17 protein-coding genes are annotated in these 16,504 nt (G+C 69.1%); 10 read left to right on the top strand and 7 right to left on the bottom strand.

What is annotated here, in order from left to right; all coding sequences use genetic code 11:
• Position 1: 1 nt before the first annotated feature.
• The 3 genes from DPV79_RS14595 to DPV79_RS43060 all read left to right on the top strand — a co-directional run bounded on the left by DPV79_RS14595 (position 2) and on the right by DPV79_RS43060 (position 1,730).
• The gene (locus DPV79_RS14595) at positions 2-1,126 is read left to right on the top strand and encodes an ABC transporter permease (protein WP_113045713.1); all 1,125 of its coding nucleotides are present in this window, start codon (positions 2-4) and stop codon (positions 1,124-1,126) included.
• Positions 1,127-1,309: 183 nt separating this feature from the next.
• Positions 1,310-1,516 (top strand): DUF2964 family protein, encoded by a 207-nt coding sequence (locus tag DPV79_RS14590; protein WP_113045754.1) that lies wholly within the window; start codon positions 1,310-1,312, stop codon positions 1,514-1,516.
• Complete coding sequence (locus tag DPV79_RS43060) at positions 1,500-1,730, top strand: ATP-binding cassette domain-containing protein (protein ID WP_208866725.1); 231 nt, start codon at positions 1,500-1,502, stop codon at positions 1,728-1,730. The genes DPV79_RS14590 and DPV79_RS43060 overlap by 17 nt, the downstream gene beginning before the upstream one ends.
• A gap of 34 nt (positions 1,731-1,764) precedes the next feature.
• On the opposite strand, the gene DPV79_RS14580 is transcribed toward DPV79_RS43060, so the two are convergent.
• Positions 1,765-2,211: a hypothetical protein gene (locus tag DPV79_RS14580; protein WP_021163484.1), complete on the bottom strand. Its 447-nt coding sequence runs from the start codon at positions 2,209-2,211 to the stop codon at positions 1,765-1,767.
• Between the two features lie 328 nt (positions 2,212-2,539).
• Between DPV79_RS14580 and DPV79_RS14575 the strand changes: the two genes are divergently transcribed.
• Positions 2,540-3,943: an MBL fold metallo-hydrolase RNA specificity domain-containing protein gene (locus DPV79_RS14575; RefSeq protein ID WP_113045712.1), complete on the top strand. Its 1,404-nt coding sequence runs from the start codon at positions 2,540-2,542 to the stop codon at positions 3,941-3,943.
• 164 nt (positions 3,944-4,107) lie between these two features.
• Here DPV79_RS14575 and DPV79_RS14570 read toward each other — a convergent pair whose 3' ends face one another.
• Genes DPV79_RS14570 through DPV79_RS14550 form a run of 5 tightly spaced genes read right to left on the bottom strand, consistent with a single transcriptional unit; the run spans position 4,108 to position 9,271 of the window.
• Entirely contained in the window at positions 4,108-5,148 is a 1,041-nt protein-coding gene (locus DPV79_RS14570; protein ID WP_021159387.1) for a zinc-dependent alcohol dehydrogenase family protein, read from the bottom strand.
• Positions 5,149-5,189: 41 nt separating this feature from the next.
• The gene (locus DPV79_RS14565) at positions 5,190-6,182 is read right to left on the bottom strand and encodes a bifunctional enoyl-CoA hydratase/phosphate acetyltransferase (RefSeq protein WP_048028632.1); all 993 of its coding nucleotides are present in this window, start codon (positions 6,180-6,182) and stop codon (positions 5,190-5,192) included.
• A complete protein-coding gene (locus DPV79_RS14560) occupies positions 6,179-7,999 on the bottom strand; it encodes a PHA/PHB synthase family protein (RefSeq protein WP_113045711.1) in 1,821 nt (606 codons plus the stop codon). Before DPV79_RS14560 ends, DPV79_RS14565 begins: the two co-directional genes overlap by 4 nt.
• On the bottom strand, positions 7,996-8,742 hold the full coding sequence (locus DPV79_RS14555) for a beta-ketoacyl-ACP reductase (RefSeq protein WP_042974958.1): 747 nt from the start codon (positions 8,740-8,742) through the stop codon (positions 7,996-7,998). Before DPV79_RS14555 ends, DPV79_RS14560 begins: the two co-directional genes overlap by 4 nt.
• Positions 8,732-9,271, bottom strand: a complete 540-nt coding sequence (locus DPV79_RS14550; RefSeq protein WP_021159383.1) for a hypothetical protein — start codon at positions 9,269-9,271, stop codon at positions 8,732-8,734. The genes DPV79_RS14555 and DPV79_RS14550 overlap by 11 nt, the downstream gene beginning before the upstream one ends.
• Positions 9,272-9,460: 189 nt before the next feature.
• On the opposite strand from DPV79_RS14550, the gene DPV79_RS14545 reads away from it, so the two are divergent.
• The 4 genes from DPV79_RS14545 (at position 9,461) to DPV79_RS14530 (ending at position 12,911) form a co-directional block, all read left to right on the top strand.
• Positions 9,461-10,300, top strand: a complete 840-nt coding sequence (locus tag DPV79_RS14545; protein WP_113045710.1) for a universal stress protein — start codon at positions 9,461-9,463, stop codon at positions 10,298-10,300.
• An 8-nt stretch (positions 10,301-10,308) separates the two neighbouring features.
• The gene (locus DPV79_RS14540; protein WP_113045709.1) at positions 10,309-11,508 is read left to right on the top strand and encodes an acetate/propionate family kinase; all 1,200 of its coding nucleotides are present in this window, start codon (positions 10,309-10,311) and stop codon (positions 11,506-11,508) included.
• A gap of 69 nt (positions 11,509-11,577) precedes the next feature.
• Entirely contained in the window at positions 11,578-12,081 is a 504-nt protein-coding gene (locus DPV79_RS14535; RefSeq protein WP_021159380.1) for a universal stress protein, read from the top strand.
• Positions 12,078-12,911 carry a universal stress protein gene (locus DPV79_RS14530; protein WP_113045708.1) on the top strand — a complete coding sequence of 278 codons (834 nt, stop codon included), beginning with the start codon at positions 12,078-12,080 and terminating at the stop codon, positions 12,909-12,911. The genes DPV79_RS14535 and DPV79_RS14530 overlap by 4 nt, the downstream gene beginning before the upstream one ends.
• A 43-nt stretch (positions 12,912-12,954) precedes the next feature.
• Here DPV79_RS14530 and DPV79_RS14525 read toward each other — a convergent pair whose 3' ends face one another.
• Entirely contained in the window at positions 12,955-13,425 is a 471-nt protein-coding gene (locus DPV79_RS14525) for a universal stress protein (protein WP_021159378.1), read from the bottom strand.
• Between the two features lie 248 nt (positions 13,426-13,673).
• On the opposite strand from DPV79_RS14525, the gene DPV79_RS14520 reads away from it, so the two are divergent.
• Both DPV79_RS14520 and DPV79_RS14515 read left to right on the top strand, forming a co-directional pair.
• Positions 13,674-15,668, top strand: coding sequence for a PAS domain S-box protein (locus tag DPV79_RS14520; RefSeq protein WP_113045707.1), 1,995 nt, complete (start codon positions 13,674-13,676; stop codon positions 15,666-15,668).
• Entirely contained in the window at positions 15,665-16,312 is a 648-nt protein-coding gene (locus DPV79_RS14515) for a response regulator (RefSeq protein WP_021159376.1), read from the top strand. Before DPV79_RS14520 ends, DPV79_RS14515 begins: the two co-directional genes overlap by 4 nt.
• The last annotated feature ends 192 nt before the right edge of the window (positions 16,313-16,504 follow it).

The raw sequence follows: 16,504 nt of genomic DNA, 5'->3' as shown, positions 1-16,504 counted from the left end.
CATGTCGCGCCTGCTCGTCATCTTCCGGCTCGGGGTCAAGGAGCTCTGGAGCCTCGCCCGCGACCCGATCCTGCTCATGCTGATCGTCTACACGTTCAGCGCGTCGATCTACGTCGCGGCCACCGCGCGCCCGGAAACGCTGCACAAGGTGCCGATCGCGATCGTCGACGAAGACGCATCGCCGCTGTCGGCGCGCATCGCCGCGGCGTTCTTCCCGCCGCAGTTCGCACCGCCGCCGATCGTCGACGCGGCCGCGGCCGATCGCGGCCTCGACAACGGCGACTACACGTTCTCGCTCGACATTCCGCCGGATTTCCAGCGCGACGTGCTCGCCGGCCGTCATGCGACGATCCAGCTCAACGTCGACGCGACCCGCATGACGCAGGCCTTTACCGGCGGCGGCTACGTGCAGCAGATCGTGTCGGGCGAGATCGACGCATTCGTGCGGCGCTATCGCGGCACGGCGTCGCCGCCCGTCGATCTCGCGATGCGGATGCGCTTCAACCCGAATCTCGACGAAGTGTGGTTCGGCGCGCTGATGGAGCTGATCAACAACGTGACGATGCTGTCGATGATCCTCACCGGGGCCGCGCTGATCCGCGAACGCGAGCACGGCACGATCGAGCATCTGCTCGTGATGCCGGTCACCGCCGCGGAAATCATGCTCGCGAAGGTCTGGTCGATGGGGCTCGTCGTCACGGTGGCGGCCGTCGCGTCGCTGACGCTGGTCGTGGGCGGAGCGTTGCACGTGCCGATTCCGGGCTCCATCCCGCTGTTCGTGGCCGGGATGGCGCTGCATCTGTTCGCGACGACGTCGATGGGGATCTTTCTCGCGACGCTCGTGCGCAGCATGCCGCAGTTCGGGATGTTGCTCGTGCTCGTGCTGCTGCCGCTGCAACTACTGTCAGGCGGGCTGACACCACGCGAGAGCATGCCGCTGGCCGTGCAGGACATCATGCTGGCCGCGCCGACCACGCACTTCGTCGAACTCGCGCAACGCATCCTGTACCGCGGCGCGGGCCTCGATGCGGTCTGGATCCAGTTCGCGGTGCTGTTCGCGATCGGCTGCGCGCTGTTCCTGCTGTCGCTGACGCGCTTTCGCAAGACGATCGCCCAAATGGCGTAACCGGCCCGGCAGGCAGCCAGGCGCCCGCGCGGCGCCCGGATTCGTCCGTTGATACAGATCAACCGTGCCGGCACCCTTCACGCGATCATGACGTCACGTCCTGTGATAGCCGCAGCGGCCGCGATGGCGGCATGTCGGCATCACGCTCACGGGCGGCCGGCGGCCGCCCCGCCGGAGAACGTCATGATGCGCCTGCCAAACCGGATCGTTCTTGCCACGCTCGGCGTGTTCATCGCACTCTCGTCGCTGCTGGGCGTCGAGCACGCGATGCTCGCCGGGGCGCCCGTGCTCCCGTATGCGATCGTCGCGCTGGTGTCGGGCGTCGCCGCTTTCGTCGCACAGTTGGCTTCGGCCGCCGGCGAGCGCAGGCGTTGTGCGAGGTATCGATGAGGCGAACTTCGGCGCGAGGCTGCTGATCGTCGGGCCGTCCGGCAGCGGCAAGACGACACTGCTCGGCGTGATCCCGGGCTACGTGCAGTGTCTGGTCGCCGACGTGCAATACCATCAGGCGCGTCTTGCGTGGTTGCAGGCAGTCGCGCAGCGGCGGCAGGACACGGTCGCGTTCCACGTCGCGCTCGGCGGCGGCCGGGGTGACCCGGGCTGAAACGCGGCGGTGCGGTCGTCCGGAGTCAGCCCGTCTACGTGTGCGCCACGATGTCCGGCCGCTGCCAGGGCGGCAACTCGGCCCAGCCGAGCGGGCCGTAGACGGTACCGCCGGCGGCCTCGATCGTCTCGACGAATTCGGCGAGTGTCGCCCCCGCCGGCACGGCCAGCTTCATCGCGTCGACAAATTCCTCGCTGCGCAGCCACGGCACCGCGCCGCCGTTGATCTGCTCCACGCTCCAGTCCTGCCCGTGGCGGCCGGCTTCGGGCGGCAACAGGCGCGGCGCGTCGAACGCCACGCGCAGCAGCTGGGTGCGCGAATCGCTGTAAGGCGGCTGCGCGACGTCCTGATAGGGCACGTCGGCCCAGCTTTGGCCGCATTGCAGGTCGAGCGGCAGGCACGTAAACCATGCCCAGGGCGCGCGGACGAAGCACAGCCGGTAGCCGGTCCGCGCGCCGTCCAGGTTGGCGATCAGCGTCATGATGGATTCGTCCCTATCGCGTCGAAATCTCGCTGCCTATGGTGTACGGCATATACGCGGCCCGCGCGGAGGGCGGAATCACGACATCGCCCTCGCACATGCGACCACTATCGCGCCACCGTCCGGCCCGCACGTTGATTGACGTCAAACCGTAGCCGCAACGGCTGGAGGACGAACCTCGCCCGACCCGGGCACGGATACGGATACGGATACGGATACGGATACGGATACGGATACGGATACGGCAATCCCTGATTTCCATCAATCGCTGCACGCGCATCCGCGCTGTAATCGGTTCACTGCTCCCTCGACTCCCGGTGAGGCATCCATGAAACTGACTTTTTTCGGCGCGACCGAAACCGTGACCGGCTCGAAGTACCTGCTCGAGCACGGCAACCGGCGCGTGCTGGTCGATTGCGGCCTGTTCCAGGGCACGAAGAACCTGCGGCTGCGCAACTGGAGCCCGTTGCCGCTCACGCCCGACACGCTCGACGCGGTCGTCCTCACGCACGCGCACATCGACCATGCCGGCTACCTTCCGGTACTGGTGCGCGAAGGGTACCGCGGGCCCGTGTACTGCACGGCCGCGACGGCCGAACTCTGCGACATCATGCTGCGCGACAGCGCGCGGCTGCAGGAAGAAGAAGCCGACTTCGCGAACCGCCACGGCTACTCGAAGCATCACCCCGCACAGCCGCTCTACACGCTGGACGACGCGCAGCGCGCGCTGCAACTGCTGAAGCCCGTCGCGTTCGACGAATGCACCGCACTGGGCGGCGGCCTGGCGTTCCGCCTGCTGCCGGCCGGGCACATCCTCGGTGCGGCGAGCGTCGTGATGCACTGGAATCACAAGGTGCTCGCGTTCTCGGGCGACCTCGGCCGCTATCACGACCCGATCATGCAGCCGCCGCTGACGCCCGCGCATGCGGACTTCCTGGTCGTCGAATCGACGTACGGCGACCGTCTGCATCCGGAATCGGACCCCGAGAACGAACTGGCCGCGCTGTTCGACAAGACGTTCGCGCGCGGCGGCGTCGTGGTGATGCCCTGCTTCACCGTCGGGCGCGCGCAGGAAATCCTGCACTACATCGCGCGGCTGAAGGCGTCCGGCCGCATGGCGCGCGTCCCGGTTTACCTCGACAGCCCGATGGCGACGGACGTGACCGAGATCTATCGTCACCATATTCTCGAGCACCGGCTGACGCCGTCCGAAGCGAATGCGCTCGGTCACGCGGCCACGATGATCCGGTCGGTCGAGCAGTCGAAAGCGATCGCCGACCATCATGGCCCGATGGTCATCATCGCCGGCAGCGGGATGGCGACGGGCGGCCGCGTGCTGCATCACCTGAGCCGTTATGCGCCCGATGTGCGCAACACGATCGCGCTGGTCGGCTACCAGGCGGTCGGCACACGCGGCGCGGCGCTGGCCGCGCACGAGCCGACGCTGAAGATTCACGGCGAATACGTGCGCGTGCGCGCGCAGGTCGAGTCGATCACGACGCTCTCCGCGCATGCCGACTACGAGGAGATTCTCCGTTGGCTCGGCACGATGCAACGCGCGCCGGTGCGGACCTTCGTCACGCACGGCGAACCCGCGGCGGCCGACGCGCTGCGGCGGCGTATCGCGGAACGACTGCACTGGCCGTGCGAGGTGCCGACTTACGCGCAGTGCGTCGATCTCGATGCGGTCGAATCGGGCGACGCGCACGAGCCGGCCACGCTTTCATCCTGACGGCGACGCCGGCAACGCTCCGGCCGGCGCATGCACGGGAACCGGACGTCGCGCACCGTGTCCCGTGCACGGCACGGCACGGCACGGCACGGCACGGCACGGCACGGCACGGCACGGCACGGCGCGGCACGGCACGGTGCGGCGCCGCTATCGGCCATCGGCGATCAACCGACTTCGATGATGACCTTCAGCGCATGGGTTTGCGCCGCGCGACCGAACGTGTCGTATGCGCGCTCGACGTCGTCGAGCGAGAACCGGTGCGTGATCAGGCGCGTCGGATCGAGGCGCCCGGCGCGTACGGTCTTCAGCAGCATCGGCGTGCTGACCGTGTCGACGAGCCGCGTCGTGATCGAGATGTTGCGATCCCACAGTTTCTCGAGGTGCAGGTCGGCCTTGACCCCGTGCACGCCGACGTTCGCGACCACGCCGCCCGGCGCCACCAGCGAGGTGCACATCTCGAACGTCGCCGGAATGCCGACCGCCTCGATCGCGCAATCCACGCCGACGCCGTCGGTCAGCTTCATGACCTCCGCCACCGGGTCGACGGTGCGGCCGTCGATGCAATCGGTCGCGCCGAAACGCCGCGCGACCTCGAGCCGGTTGCTGTCCGGGTCGACCATGATGATCCGCGCGGGCGAGTAGAACTGCGCGGTCAGCAACGCCGCCAGCCCGATCGGGCCCGCGCCGACGATCGCGACCGAGCAGCCGGGCTGCACCTTGCCGTTCAGCACGCCGCATTCGAACCCGGTCGGCAGGATGTCGGACAGCATCACGAGCGCGTCCTCGTCCGCGCCCGGCGGAATCCGGTACAGGCTCGTCTGCGCATGCGGGATGCGCACGTACTCGGCCTGCGTGCCGTCGATCCGGTTGCCGAGGATCCAGCCGCCCGTCGTGCAGTGCGAATACAGGCCGCGCCGGCAGTACTCGCAGCGGCCGCACGACGAGATGCACGAAATGAGCACGGGATCGCCCGGCTTCAGCGAATCGACCGCGGCACCGACCTGCTCGACGATGCCGACGCCCTCATGGCCGAGAATGCGGCCGGGTTCGCAGGTCGGCACGTCGCCCTTGAGAATATGCAGATCGGTTCCGCAGATCGTCGTGCGCGTCACGCGGACGATCGCGTCGGTGGGCGACTGCAGTTCCGGCCTGGGCCGTTCCTCGAGCGCCTTGCGCCCGGGTCCGTGGTAGACGAGTGCTTTCATCGCGGTTCCTCCATCGAAAGAAAGGGTTGCGGGTTCATTCATCAGGACTGCAGGTGATGCCGCCCCTGCGCCAGCACCGTCGCGAGTGCGCACGAAGCGATCCGGACGGCGACGCTGTCGGCACGGCTCGTCAGCACGATCGGGACACGTGCGCCGACGACGATGCCTGCGCTGACGGCACCCCCCAGGTATTCGAGCTGCTTCGCGAGCAGGTTGCCGGCTTCGATATCGGGAACGACCAGGATGTCGGCGCGGCCGGCTACCGGCGAATCGATCCCCTTGTCGTGCGCCGCCCGCAGCGAAATCGCGTTGTCGAACGCGAGCGGGCCGTCGACGATCGCACCCGTGAGCTGGCCGCGCTCGGCCATCTTCGCGAGCGCGGCCGCATCGAGTGTCGAGCGCATCGCCGGATTGACGGTTTCGACCGCGCACAGCACCGCCACGCGCGGGCAGGCAACGCCCAGCGCATGTGCGACGTCGATCGCGTTCTGCGTGATGGCCGCCTTCTGCGCGAGATCCGGCGCGATGTTCACCGCCGCGTCGGTCAGGATGAACGGGCGCGGATACGCCGGCGTCTCGATCAGGAAACAGTGGGACATGCGCTTGTCGGTGCGCAGGCCCGAACCGGCCGCGACGACCGCACCCATCAGCTCGTCCGTGTGCAGGCTGCCCTTCATCAGCGCGCCGGCGCGGCCGGCCGCCGCCAGCTCGACCGCGCGGGCCGCCGCCGCATGGCTGTGCGGCACGTCCTCGATCGTCCACGTCGAAAGATCGACGCCCGCCTCGTTCGCCACGCGTTGCACCTTGGCGCGCGGCGCGACGATCAGCGGTTCGATCGCCGCCCCCAGGGGTGACGTGCGCAGCGCCGCGAGCGCAACCAGACTGGTCGCGTCACACGGATGCACGACGGCGACGACGAGCGGCGCCGCGTTGCACGCCCGCGCGATCAGTTCGGGTAATGCGCCGTCCGGGCGTGGCAGCAAGCCGGGCAGGCATGCGTCGTCGAGCCCCTCCGGCGGCGGGTTTTCGCTCATGTTTCGAGTACGTAGGTGCCGGGCGCCGCCGCCAACCCCGCGGCCGGCGTACGGGCCGACACGTCGCCCGACGAGCGCGCGTGCAGCCAGTCGCGCCAGCAGGTCCACCACGATCCGTCGACGGCCGGCGTGTCGCGCACGAAATCGTGCCGGCTGCGGTAGGCCGCGCCGGGTTCGCGGGTCGCGCATCGATAGTGGCGCCGCGCGTGGCCGGGTTCGGACACGATGCCCGCGTTGTGCCCGCCCGATGTCAGCACGAAAGTCAGCGCGTGGTGCGTGAGCAGGTGGAGCTTGTAGACGGAACGCCACGGCGACACGTGGTCGCGCTCGGTGCCGACCACGAACGTCGGCACGTCGAGATCCGACAACGCGACCGGCCGCCCGTCGACGCAGTAGCGCCCGGCCGCGAGATCGTTGTCGAGAAAGAGCCGCGTCAGGTATTCCGAATGCATCCGATACGGCATGCGCGTGGTGTCCGCATTCCACGACATCAGGTCGTTGGGCTTCGTGCGCGTGCCGAGCAGGTATTCGCTCATCATCCGCGACCAGATCAGGTCGCGCGCGTTCAGCAGTTCGAACGCGGCGGACATCTGCGCGCCGTCCAGGTAACCCTGCCGCCACATCAGCGCGTCGAGTGCGGACAGTTCGCTCGCGTCGATGAACAGGCCGAGCTCGCCGGGTTCGCTGAAATCGGTCTGGGCCGCCAGCAACGTGACCGAGCGCAGTGTGTCGTGTTGCCGCCCGTCGCGCGCGAGCGCCGCCGCGCCGATCGCCAGCAGCGTGCCGCCCAGGCAATAGCCGACCGCGTGGACCGCTTCGCCGCAGATCGACCGGGCGGCATCGAGCGTCGCCATGCACCCGTCGCGCAGATAATCGTCGAGCCCGACGTCGCGGGCCTCCGCGCCCGGGTTGCGCCACGACACCGCAAACACGGTGTAGCCCGCATCGACCAGGAAGCGGATCAGCGAGTTGTGCGGCTGCAGATCGAGGATGTAGTACTTCATGATCCACGACGGCACGATCAGGATCGGTTCGCGCGCGACGCGGGGCGTCGCCGGGTCGTACTGCAGCAGCTCGCACAGCGCGTTACGCCAGACGACGCGCCCCGGCGTGACCGCCACGTCGCGTCCCGGCAGATACGTGCGCGTGTCGCGGGCCCGCGTGCCGCTCGTGCGATCGAGCAACGCGCTCGCGTCATCCAGCCAGTTCCGGAAGCCTGCCGCGAGATTCGCGCCGCCGCTGCGCATCGTCGCGTCGAGCGCGACCGGATTGGTCGCCAGGAAGTTGCCCGGCGAGCACGCGTCGAGCCACTGTCGCGCGACGAACCCGACCAGTTCCTCGTGATGCCGTTCGACGCCCGGCACGCCGCGCGTTGCGTCGCGCCACCAGCGCTGGATCGACAGGAAACTGTCGCGATACACGCTGAACGGCCAGCCGGCCCACGCCGGCGCGGCGAAACGCGGATCGGCCTCGCCGGCATGCACGGCAAGGCCGCTCATGTCCGCATCGTCGGCGCCGCCCTCACGCCGGTTTGCCGCCGGGGCAACGGCGGCCGTGCACGCCTGCGTCGCGAGCTCGAAGCACTTTCCCGGCGACACCGCCAGATGCGCGCCCCAATCGAGCACGGCCAGCGCCAGCGACACGGGCGACAGCCCGAAGGTCATCGCGGCGACGGTCGCATGCGCTGCGCGGTTCCATTGGTCGGCCGGCGAAGTCGTTCCCGCCGGGCATTCGGCGGAACGCGACACCGGGCCGCCCCGATCCGGCGGCGGCATCGATTCGCGCGTGAACGGTGCATGGACGACGGAGGCTGTCATCGCATGTGCATGCCGCCGTTGACATCGAATTCGGCACCCGTCGCAAATGCGCCCGCATCGGAACACAGGAAGCCGACGAGCGCGGCGATCTCGTCGGGGCGCCCGAGACGCCCCACCGGGATCTGCGGCAGGATCTTCGTGTCGAGCACTTCCTTCGGCACCGATTCGAGCATCGCCGTATCCAGGTAGCCTGGCGCGACCGTGTTGACCGTCACGCCGTGACGCGCGAGCTCGAGCGCGAGCGCCTTCGTGAAGCCGTGGATGCCGGCCTTCGCGGCCGCGTAGTTCGTTTGCCCGTACGCACCTCTCGCCCCGTTGACGGACCCGATGTTCACGATCCGCCCGAAGCCCGCGTCGATCATGCCGGGCACGAACGGCTTCGTCATGTTGAACATGCTGTCGAGGTTGGTGCGCAGCACCGCATCCCACATGCCCTTGGTCATCTTCACGAAGGTGGCGTCGTGCGTGATGCCGGCGTTGTTGACGAGCACGTCGACGCGCCCGAATTCGGCCAGCACGCGTGCCGCGCAGTGCTGGCACGCGTCGTAATCGGCAACGTCGACCTCGTATGCATGAAACGCGCGGCCGGCGTCGCGTTCCTGCGTGAGCCACGTCGCGACGTGGTCGTTGTGTTCGGTGTGCGACACCGCCACCGTCATGCCCGCGTCGTGCAGGCAACGGCTGATCGCGGCGCCAAGGCCGCCCATTCCACCCGTGACGAACGCGACGCGCCTAGCGGACATGATCGTGCTCCCGCGCGGCAACGCGATCGTCCGGCAGTCGCGCAGCCGTCGTTTCCCCGTCGCTCGCGCCGACGGCCTCCGTGATGCCGAGCTCGAACGCCGCCATCCAGTCGCGCCACGGCATGCTGGCCTCGTTGATCACGGCCAGCCGCCCGAGGTCGGGCAACCAGTCGGTCTGGTAGCGCGCCAGCCCGCCGGTGCCGTATTCGCGCAGCCACGTGCGCCACGCGCCGGCACTCTCGAACTGCCCGCGCATGCAGAGCTCGGTGGCGTCCTGCCAGATCGCGACGGTGGCGATCGTGTAGTCGCGCATCGCCAGCCGGGCCGCTTCACCGAAGGCCGTCCACTCGCTCGTAGCCGTGAGCGCCTGCTGCAGGCCGCGCACGGCGTCGTGGTCCCGCTGGATGCAGCGCCCTGCGAGCGCATGCCATTCCTGCTGCCAGCCTCGGTTCAGCGCGGCCATGCGCAATGCAAGATCGCATCCCGCGCGGCAGGCGTCGTTCGGTGTCGTCAAAGCGTGGGCGCTCATCGTGTTCCCTCCATCGATCCGGTCAACGGATTGGCATCCGCCTCGTGCCGCCCGCCGGGCATCGGCAGGACGACCGCCTCACTGTGCGGCCGCGGCGCTCGGCTGCCGTTGATCTGAGTCAAGCGCGCGGAAACCCTGCTTCGTAGACTGGATTGCACTGGCGGATCACCCGTCGATGGAGCGATTCCGATGAGCTACAAAAGCATGGTCGTGCACCTCGATACGAGCGCCCGCGCGCATTCGCGCCTCGAGTTCGCGTTGCGCCTCGCCCGGCGCTTCGGTGCGCATCTCACCGGGCTGTTCGCGGTCTACACGCCCGAGCCGCATTCGTTCTACGTGATGGCCGGTTCCGCCGACTATTTCCGCGAGCACCGCGAGCGGCGCGACGAACGGCTCGCCGCGCTGGAGCGCCTGTTCCATGCGGAGACCGCCCGCGCCAAGGTGCCGGCGACCTGGGTTCACGCAGACGAACGCGCGAACCTGGCCGTGCTGCGCGCCGCGCGACTCGCCGATCTCGTGATTGCGGGCCAGAGCGACCCGAACGATCCCGAGACCTTTATCGACGACCAGTTTCCGGAGAACCTGGTGCTGTCCGCCGGCCGCCCGGTGCTGTTCGTGCCGTACACCGGGGAATTTCCGTCGATCGGCGAACGGGTATTCGTCGCGTGGGACGGCAGCCGCGAAGCGGCCCGCGCCGCGCACGACGCGCTCCCGTTTCTCGAGCATGCGAAGCGCACGACGGTCGTCGCCGTGGTCGACCCCGATTCGGAGGCGGCGACCACGCGCATTCCGGCCGCCGATGCCGCGCTGATGCTGGCACGCCACGCGCACGACGTGAACGTGCTCGACATCGGTGCCGGCGCCGGCGCGTCGATCGGCGACACGCTGCTGTCACGCGCCTACGAAACGGGTTCCGACCTGCTCGTGATGGGGGCCTACGGCCATCCGCGCTGGCGCGAGCTGGTGATGGGCGGCGCCACGCGCACGGTGCTGGGGTCGATGACGCTGCCGGTGCTGATGTCGCACTGAGCCGGCCGATGCGCACGCTCGCGCTCCTCGTCGTCAATGCCGGTTCGTCGAGCGTGAAGTTCGCGCTCTTTGCGTATCCGCCGCACGACGATCCCGCGCGGCGGCCGCTGCACGAGGGCGAAGCGGTCGAGACCGGCAACGGCATGTCGATCCGCTTCGACGCCGAACCGGCCGTTGCATGGCCGCTCGGTGCGAGCGACCCCAGCCGCGACGTGCTCGCGCGGATCGCGACGTGGATCCATGGACAGTTGCCGCACATCACGGTGGGCGCCATCGCCCATCGCGTCGTGCACGGCGGCACACGCTTCATGGAGCCGGTGATCGTCGACGACGCGGTGCTCGGCGCGCTACGCACGCTGACGCCGCTCGCCCCGTTGCATCAGCCGCACGGCCTCGATGCGATCGACGTGCTGCGCGGCGCGTTTCCGGGCGTCCCGCATGTCGCCGTGTTCGACACGGCATTTCATCGCACGCTGCCGCGCACCGAGCAGTTGCTCCCGCTGCCGCACGCGTGGTTCGACGAGGGTGTACGGCGCTACGGGTTCCACGGCCTGTCGTACGAATACCTGGCCGTCGCGCTCGACGAGCGGTTCGGCGCACGTGCGCACGGCCGCGTGATCGCCGCCCATCTCGGCAGCGGCGCCAGCCTGTGCGCGATGCGCGACTGCCGCAGTGTCGCGACGACGATGGGCTTCTCGGCACTCGACGGGCTGATGATGAGCACGCGCTGCGGGGCGCTCGATCCCGGTGTCGTCCTGCACCTGCTCGAAGTCGGCAAGCTGTCGGGCGACGCGCTGGGCCGCCTGCTGTATCACGAGTCGGGGCTCAAGGGCGTCTCGGGCGCGTCGGGCGACCCGCGCGTGCTGCTGGCACGCGAAGCCGCCGGCGATGCACCGGCCGCCGATGCGCTGGCGCTGTACGTCCATCGCATCGTGCGCGAGGCCGGTGCGCTGACCGCGCTGCTCGGCGGCCTCGACATGCTGGTCTTCACGGCCGGCATCGGCGAACACTCGGCCGTGTTGCGCGAGCGGATCTGCGCAGCGCTCGGCTGGCTCGGCATCGACCTCGACGTGTGCGCGAATGCCGGCCATGCGCAGGTCGTGTCGTCCGCGTCGAGCGCGGTCACGGTGGTCGTCGAGCCGACCAACGAAGCGTGGATCGCGGCACGCGCCGCGGTGCGCGTGCTGCGCGGCAACCGCGCCGCTTGATCCAGATCAGCGCCGTCGGCGCGCACGCGCCGATGATGACCTCATCCACATCCGTTCAAGGGAAATGCCATGTACTCGAACATTCTGGTTGCGCTCGACGGCAGCGACACGTCGTCCCGCGCACTCGACGCCGCGCTGACGCTCGCGGCGGAAACGGGTGCGCGGCTGACCCCCGTCTACGTCGTCGATTTCCTGGTGCCGGCCTACGACATGTACGGATACGATCCGTCGATCCTCGTCGACGCCTTCCGTGAAGAGGGGCTGCGCGTCACCGAGGACGCGGCGCGACGCCTGAAAGCGCGCGACGTGGCCGGCACGCCGCAGATCTCCAACGTCGAGCCCGCGGGCGAGGACATTCCGCGCCGGATCGTCCGTCTTGCCGACGAAACCGGGGCCGACCTGATCGTGATGGGTACGCACGGCCGGCGCGGCTTTCAGCGCCTCTTCCTCGGCAGCGTGGCCGAGCGCGTGCTGCGCCTGGCCACCTGCCCCGTCCTGATGATTCCGGCGAACTGCCCGCCGGAGAAACCCGCCGAAACTGCCGCGGCATCAACCGAAAAGGAGCCGTCATGAGCTACAAGACCCTGCTCGTCCACCTCGACGACAGCGAGCGCTGCGCGACGCGCGTCGGCCTCGCACTCGAACTCGCGGCGCGCTGGAACGCGCATCTGATCGGCCTCTACGTGGTCTGCCAGGACCTGTTCGAGCCGTTGCGACGGCCCGACGAACCGCTGAAGCTTGCCGTGTACGAGCGGCTGTGCGAGCAGCGTCGCAAGGAAGCCGAAGAAAGATTCCTGACGGCCGCCGAGCGCGCGGGACGCAGCGTCGAATGGCAGGCCCCCGCCGGCGACGCGACCGCCGCCGCCATTCTGCACGCGCGTCACGCCGATCTGCTGGTGCTCGGCCAGGAAGACCCCGACGATCGCATGACCTACGTCGCGCGCCATTTCGTCGAGGATGTCGTGATGGGCAGCGGCCGCCCGGCGATCGTCGTGCCCTACGCCGGCGACGTGCGAACGATCGGCGAGAACGTGCTGATCGGCTGGGACGGCGGGCGCGAAGCCGCCCGCGTGATGGCCGATGCGCTGCCGCTGCTCGCCCGCGCGCGCTTCGTCAACGTCGAGACGGTCGTGCGCGGGCAACCCGATCCGGACAAGACGCCCGCGGGCGTCGACGTCGCCGCGTATCTCGAACGGCACGGCGTTCGCGCGTCGTTCTCCACGACACCGCGCGACCGGTCGGTCGGCGTGGGCGCGACGCTGCTGAACCGGGTGACCGACCTGCACGCGGACCTGCTCGTGATGGGTTTGTACAGCCACGCACGCATGCACGAACGCGTGCTGGGCGGCGCCACGCGCACGATCCTCGAGACGATGACGGTGCCGGTGCTGCTGTCTCACTGAGCCGTCGAAAAGGGGGCAGCCGCTTGCGGCCGCCCCCTTTTCATCACAACACGGCGGCACACGCGCCCTGCCCCTCCCGCACGACCAGCACCGGCCGGTCGGCCGTGCGCACCAGCGATTCGGCGACGCTGCCGAGCAACGCGCGGCGCACGCCGCGCCGCCCGTGCGTGCCCATCACGATCAGCTCCGCGTCGCACTCGGCGGCGGCCCGCGCCAGGACGGACGACACGTCCTCGCCGCACGCGTCGAGCGTGTGTGCCGTGCCGCGGACGCCGCACAGGCGAAACGCGGTCTCCGCGTCGGCCACCGCGATCGCGGCCCTGTCCGCATCCAGCCCCGCCGGGTCGCGCTGGCCGATATAGCCGCTGTCGAAATCGGCCACCCTCGGCGCGTCCGATACCACGCACACGGCGACGATCAGGCCGCCTGAATCGCGGGCGAGCGCGATCGCCTCGTCGAGCGCGAGTCGCGAAGCGCGGCTGCCGTCGAGTGCCGCAAAGATCCGTGCATACATGGAGCCTCCCCGTTGCCGTTCGGATTTGACCGGCATGCCAGACCAGTCTGGGCCCGACGCGCGTCGTCCGGTTGACGCCGGTCAAGGCCGCCCGGAAACAGGCGTACACATCGGTCCCGATTGGCGAACCGGGACAAAACGCGCACAATTTCGGGCGACATCGCAGTTTCGGCCTGCCCCGCTTCCCGTGCCCCGCGTCCGGCCCGCCACCCGCCAGCCACCGGCGATATCCGTCAGGATGAACGGCAATGACAGTCCATGTGCCCGCCTTCAAGGCCGGGCCGGCTCCGCGCAGGGTCCGGCCCGCGCGATCCGCGACCCTCGCCGCGCTGCTGACGCTGGCGCTCGGCCTGGCCACGTCGTTTGCCGCCGCCCGGCTTCTGCAGAACCGGGCGCAGGAAGCCGCCCAGGCGCGCTTCGCGCAATCGGCGACGCTCGCGACGGCCGACCTCCGGCGCAGCCTCCTCGGCGCCGCCGCCGTCTTGCGCGGCGCGCGCGGCTTCGCGTCGACGCTGGTCGTGCCGCAATCCGGCGACGCGTGGCGTCGTTACCTCGACGGTCTCGATCTGGACGGCTTGCAGTCGCCCGTCCGCAGCGTCGGGAGAATCGAGTCGAGCTCCGCCAATGACGATCAGGCGACCCGGCGGGCACTGCAGCGCGCGGCGGAAACCGGCAGGGTCGCGCTGGCCGCGAACGCGACCCGGGACAGCACCGACGCGACGAGTGCCCGCACGGCGCTGATGTTGTATCTGCCGATTTATGCGGACGCTGAAGACGGGGCGCCGTCGGGGCCGCAACATGCGCGCGCGACCGGATACGTCTATGCCGCGCTCGATCCGGCACGTCTCGTCGATCCGTCGATCCTGGATCGGCTACGCGTGGAAATCGCGGCCGACATCCCGGCGGCGCTCGTCCATGCCGGCGGCTTCGGCGGCAACGACGCCGCGACCGCCGGCACCATGCTCACGCGAACGGATTCGCTGTCGTTCGGCGGTACGCCGCTCACGCTGCGCTACAGTGCGCCGGGCACGGACACGTCCGGACCCGCGCTGGCCGTGCTGGCGGCCGGCGCCGCGCTGTCGCTGATCCTGGCCGTGCTCGTGCAGCAGCTTGTCTCCACGCGAATCTCCGCCGCCGTGCCCGCCGGCGACGGCCAGCCGACCGGGGAGCGGATGATGGGCATCATCCGGTCATCGATGGAAGCGATCATTACCGTCGACGAAAGCCAGACGATCGTGATCTTCAATCCGGCCGCGGAACGCGTGTTCGGTGTCTCCGCGATGGAGGCGATCGGCGCGCCGCTGACCCGCTTCATCCCCGAGCGCTTTCGCGCCGCGCATGCGCGGCACGTTGAGCAATTCGGCGTGACGGGCGTGTCGGACCGCCAGATGGGGCAGCAACGCGTGCTGTTCGGCCTGCGCGGCGACGGCACGGAGTTCCCGATCGAGGCGTCGATATCGCAGATTCGCGACGGCACGGGCAAGCTGTACACGGTCATGCTGCGCGACGTCACCGAGCGCGTCCGCGCGGAAAATGCGCTCAGGCAGTCGCGCGAGGAACTCCGCGAGTTGTCCGCCAACCTGCAGAACGTGCGGGAGGAAGAAAAAACGCGGATCGCGCGCGAGTTGCACGACGACCTCGGCCAGCAACTCACCGCGCTCAAGATGGATCTCTCCGCCGTCGAGCTGGGGCTCGCGGGCGTTGTCGCCCCCCATACCGGCGTGCGCGAGCAATTGGGCGGCATGCATCGCCTGATCGATTCTACCGTCGCGTCGGTGCGGCGCATCGCGGCCGATCTGCGGCCGGTGATGCTCGACGACCTGGGTCTCGTCCCGGCGATCGAGTGGCTTGCAAACGATTTCACGCATCGCTACCGGATCACGGTCGACCGGGACATCGCCCCCGTCGATACCGCGTTCACCGGCGCCGGCGCCACCACGCTGTTCCGCATCGTGCAGGAAGCGCTCACCAACGTCGCCCGGCATGCCGATGCGACGCACGTGAAGCTCGCCCTGAAAGTGGAAGACGGCTACTGCGTGCTGCGCATCGCGGACAACGGCCACGGTGCGCCGGAGGTCGCCCGCGACGAGCGCGATCGTCCGTCGTTCGGGCTGATCGGCATCCGTGAGCGCGCGCACATGCTCGACGGCACGGTGACGATCGACAACCGGCCGGGAACGGGATTCACGATCACCGTGGCGTTGCCGCTTCACGCCATCCAGCAAGGAGATGTGCTGTCATGATCAGGGTACTCATCGCCGACGACCACGCACTCGTCAGGGACGGCCTGCGGCACATCCTGCAGAACGCAAGCGGCTTCGAGGTCGCGGGCGAAGCGTGCGACAGCGCATCCACGATCGCACTCGTGCGCGGCACGGCCGCGAACGTGCTGGTGCTCGACCTGTCGATGCCCGGCCGGAACGGCGTCGAGCTCATCAAGCAGATCAGGGACGAGAAACCGGCCTTGCACGTCCTCGTGCTGACGATGCACGCCGAGCAGCAATACGCGGTGCGCGCGTTCCGCGCGGGCGCATCCGGCTACATGACCAAGGAGAGCGCGAGCGCCGAGCTGGTCGCGGCGCTGACCAAGATCGCGGCCGGCGGCGTGTATGTCAGCCTGACGATGGCCGAACAGTTTGCGCAGAGCCTGAACGAACCGACCGATCTCCTGCCGCACCAGCGTCTGTCCGACCGTGAATTCGACGTCTTCCGGCGCGTCACCACCGGCGAGTCGATTTCCGAAATCGCGCAGGCGCTCTGCGTCAGCGTCAAGACCGTCAGCACGTACAAGACGCGCATTCTCGAGAAGATGCAAATGCCGAACGACACGGCGCTCGTGCGTTATGCGATGCGCCACAAGCTGTTCGACGACCCGGACGAACTCTGACGGCGGCCAGGCAGCCGGCCGCTTGCGCCCCGCCGATCTCGCTGCCACCGCCCGCCTCGGCGGCAAGATCGCGGCAAGATGCCGCCCCCTTTGTAGGAAACGCCCTACAACGCTTCCACGTGTCCTACCGCATCTTCAATTGCGGCTGATTTCCGTCGAGCGTCGCGCCATCCATACTGCGTATCAAGAAAA

The organism is Burkholderia reimsis (assembly GCF_003294055.1).
Taxonomy (GTDB): domain Bacteria; phylum Pseudomonadota; class Gammaproteobacteria; order Burkholderiales; family Burkholderiaceae; genus Burkholderia; species Burkholderia cepacia.
Note: the sequence above shows the minus strand (reverse complement) of the source record. Positions and strands in the feature narration are given on the sequence as shown.

Bases quoted from the DNA above. Each gene is read 5' to 3' on its own strand.
- DPV79_RS14595 (WP_113045713.1), top strand. From the start codon at position 2: ATGTCGCGCCTGCTCGTCATCTTCCGGCTCGGGGTCAAGGAGCTCTGG.
- DPV79_RS14590 (WP_113045754.1), top strand. From the start codon at position 1,310: ATGATGCGCCTGCCAAACCGGATCGTTCTTGCCACGCTCGGCGTGTTC.
- DPV79_RS14580 (WP_021163484.1), bottom strand. From the start codon at position 2,211: ATGACGCTGATCGCCAACCTGGACGGCGCGCGGACCGGCTACCGGCTG.
- DPV79_RS14575 (WP_113045712.1), top strand. From the start codon at position 2,540: ATGAAACTGACTTTTTTCGGCGCGACCGAAACCGTGACCGGCTCGAAG.
- DPV79_RS14570 (WP_021159387.1), bottom strand. From the start codon at position 5,148: ATGAAAGCACTCGTCTACCACGGACCCGGGCGCAAGGCGCTCGAGGAA.
- DPV79_RS14565 (WP_048028632.1), bottom strand. From the start codon at position 6,182: ATGAGCGAAAACCCGCCGCCGGAGGGGCTCGACGACGCATGCCTGCCC.
- DPV79_RS14560 (WP_113045711.1), bottom strand. From the start codon at position 7,999: ATGACAGCCTCCGTCGTCCATGCACCGTTCACGCGCGAATCGATGCCG.
- DPV79_RS14555 (WP_042974958.1), bottom strand. From the start codon at position 8,742: ATGTCCGCTAGGCGCGTCGCGTTCGTCACGGGTGGAATGGGCGGCCTT.
- DPV79_RS14550 (WP_021159383.1), bottom strand. From the start codon at position 9,271: ATGAGCGCCCACGCTTTGACGACACCGAACGACGCCTGCCGCGCGGGA.
- DPV79_RS14545 (WP_113045710.1), top strand. From the start codon at position 9,461: ATGAGCTACAAAAGCATGGTCGTGCACCTCGATACGAGCGCCCGCGCG.
- DPV79_RS14540 (WP_113045709.1), top strand. From the start codon at position 10,309: ATGCGCACGCTCGCGCTCCTCGTCGTCAATGCCGGTTCGTCGAGCGTG.
- DPV79_RS14535 (WP_021159380.1), top strand. From the start codon at position 11,578: ATGTACTCGAACATTCTGGTTGCGCTCGACGGCAGCGACACGTCGTCC.
- DPV79_RS14530 (WP_113045708.1), top strand. From the start codon at position 12,078: ATGAGCTACAAGACCCTGCTCGTCCACCTCGACGACAGCGAGCGCTGC.
- DPV79_RS14525 (WP_021159378.1), bottom strand. From the start codon at position 13,425: ATGTATGCACGGATCTTTGCGGCACTCGACGGCAGCCGCGCTTCGCGA.
- DPV79_RS14520 (WP_113045707.1), top strand. From the start codon at position 13,674: ATGACAGTCCATGTGCCCGCCTTCAAGGCCGGGCCGGCTCCGCGCAGG.
- DPV79_RS14515 (WP_021159376.1), top strand. From the start codon at position 15,665: ATGATCAGGGTACTCATCGCCGACGACCACGCACTCGTCAGGGACGGC.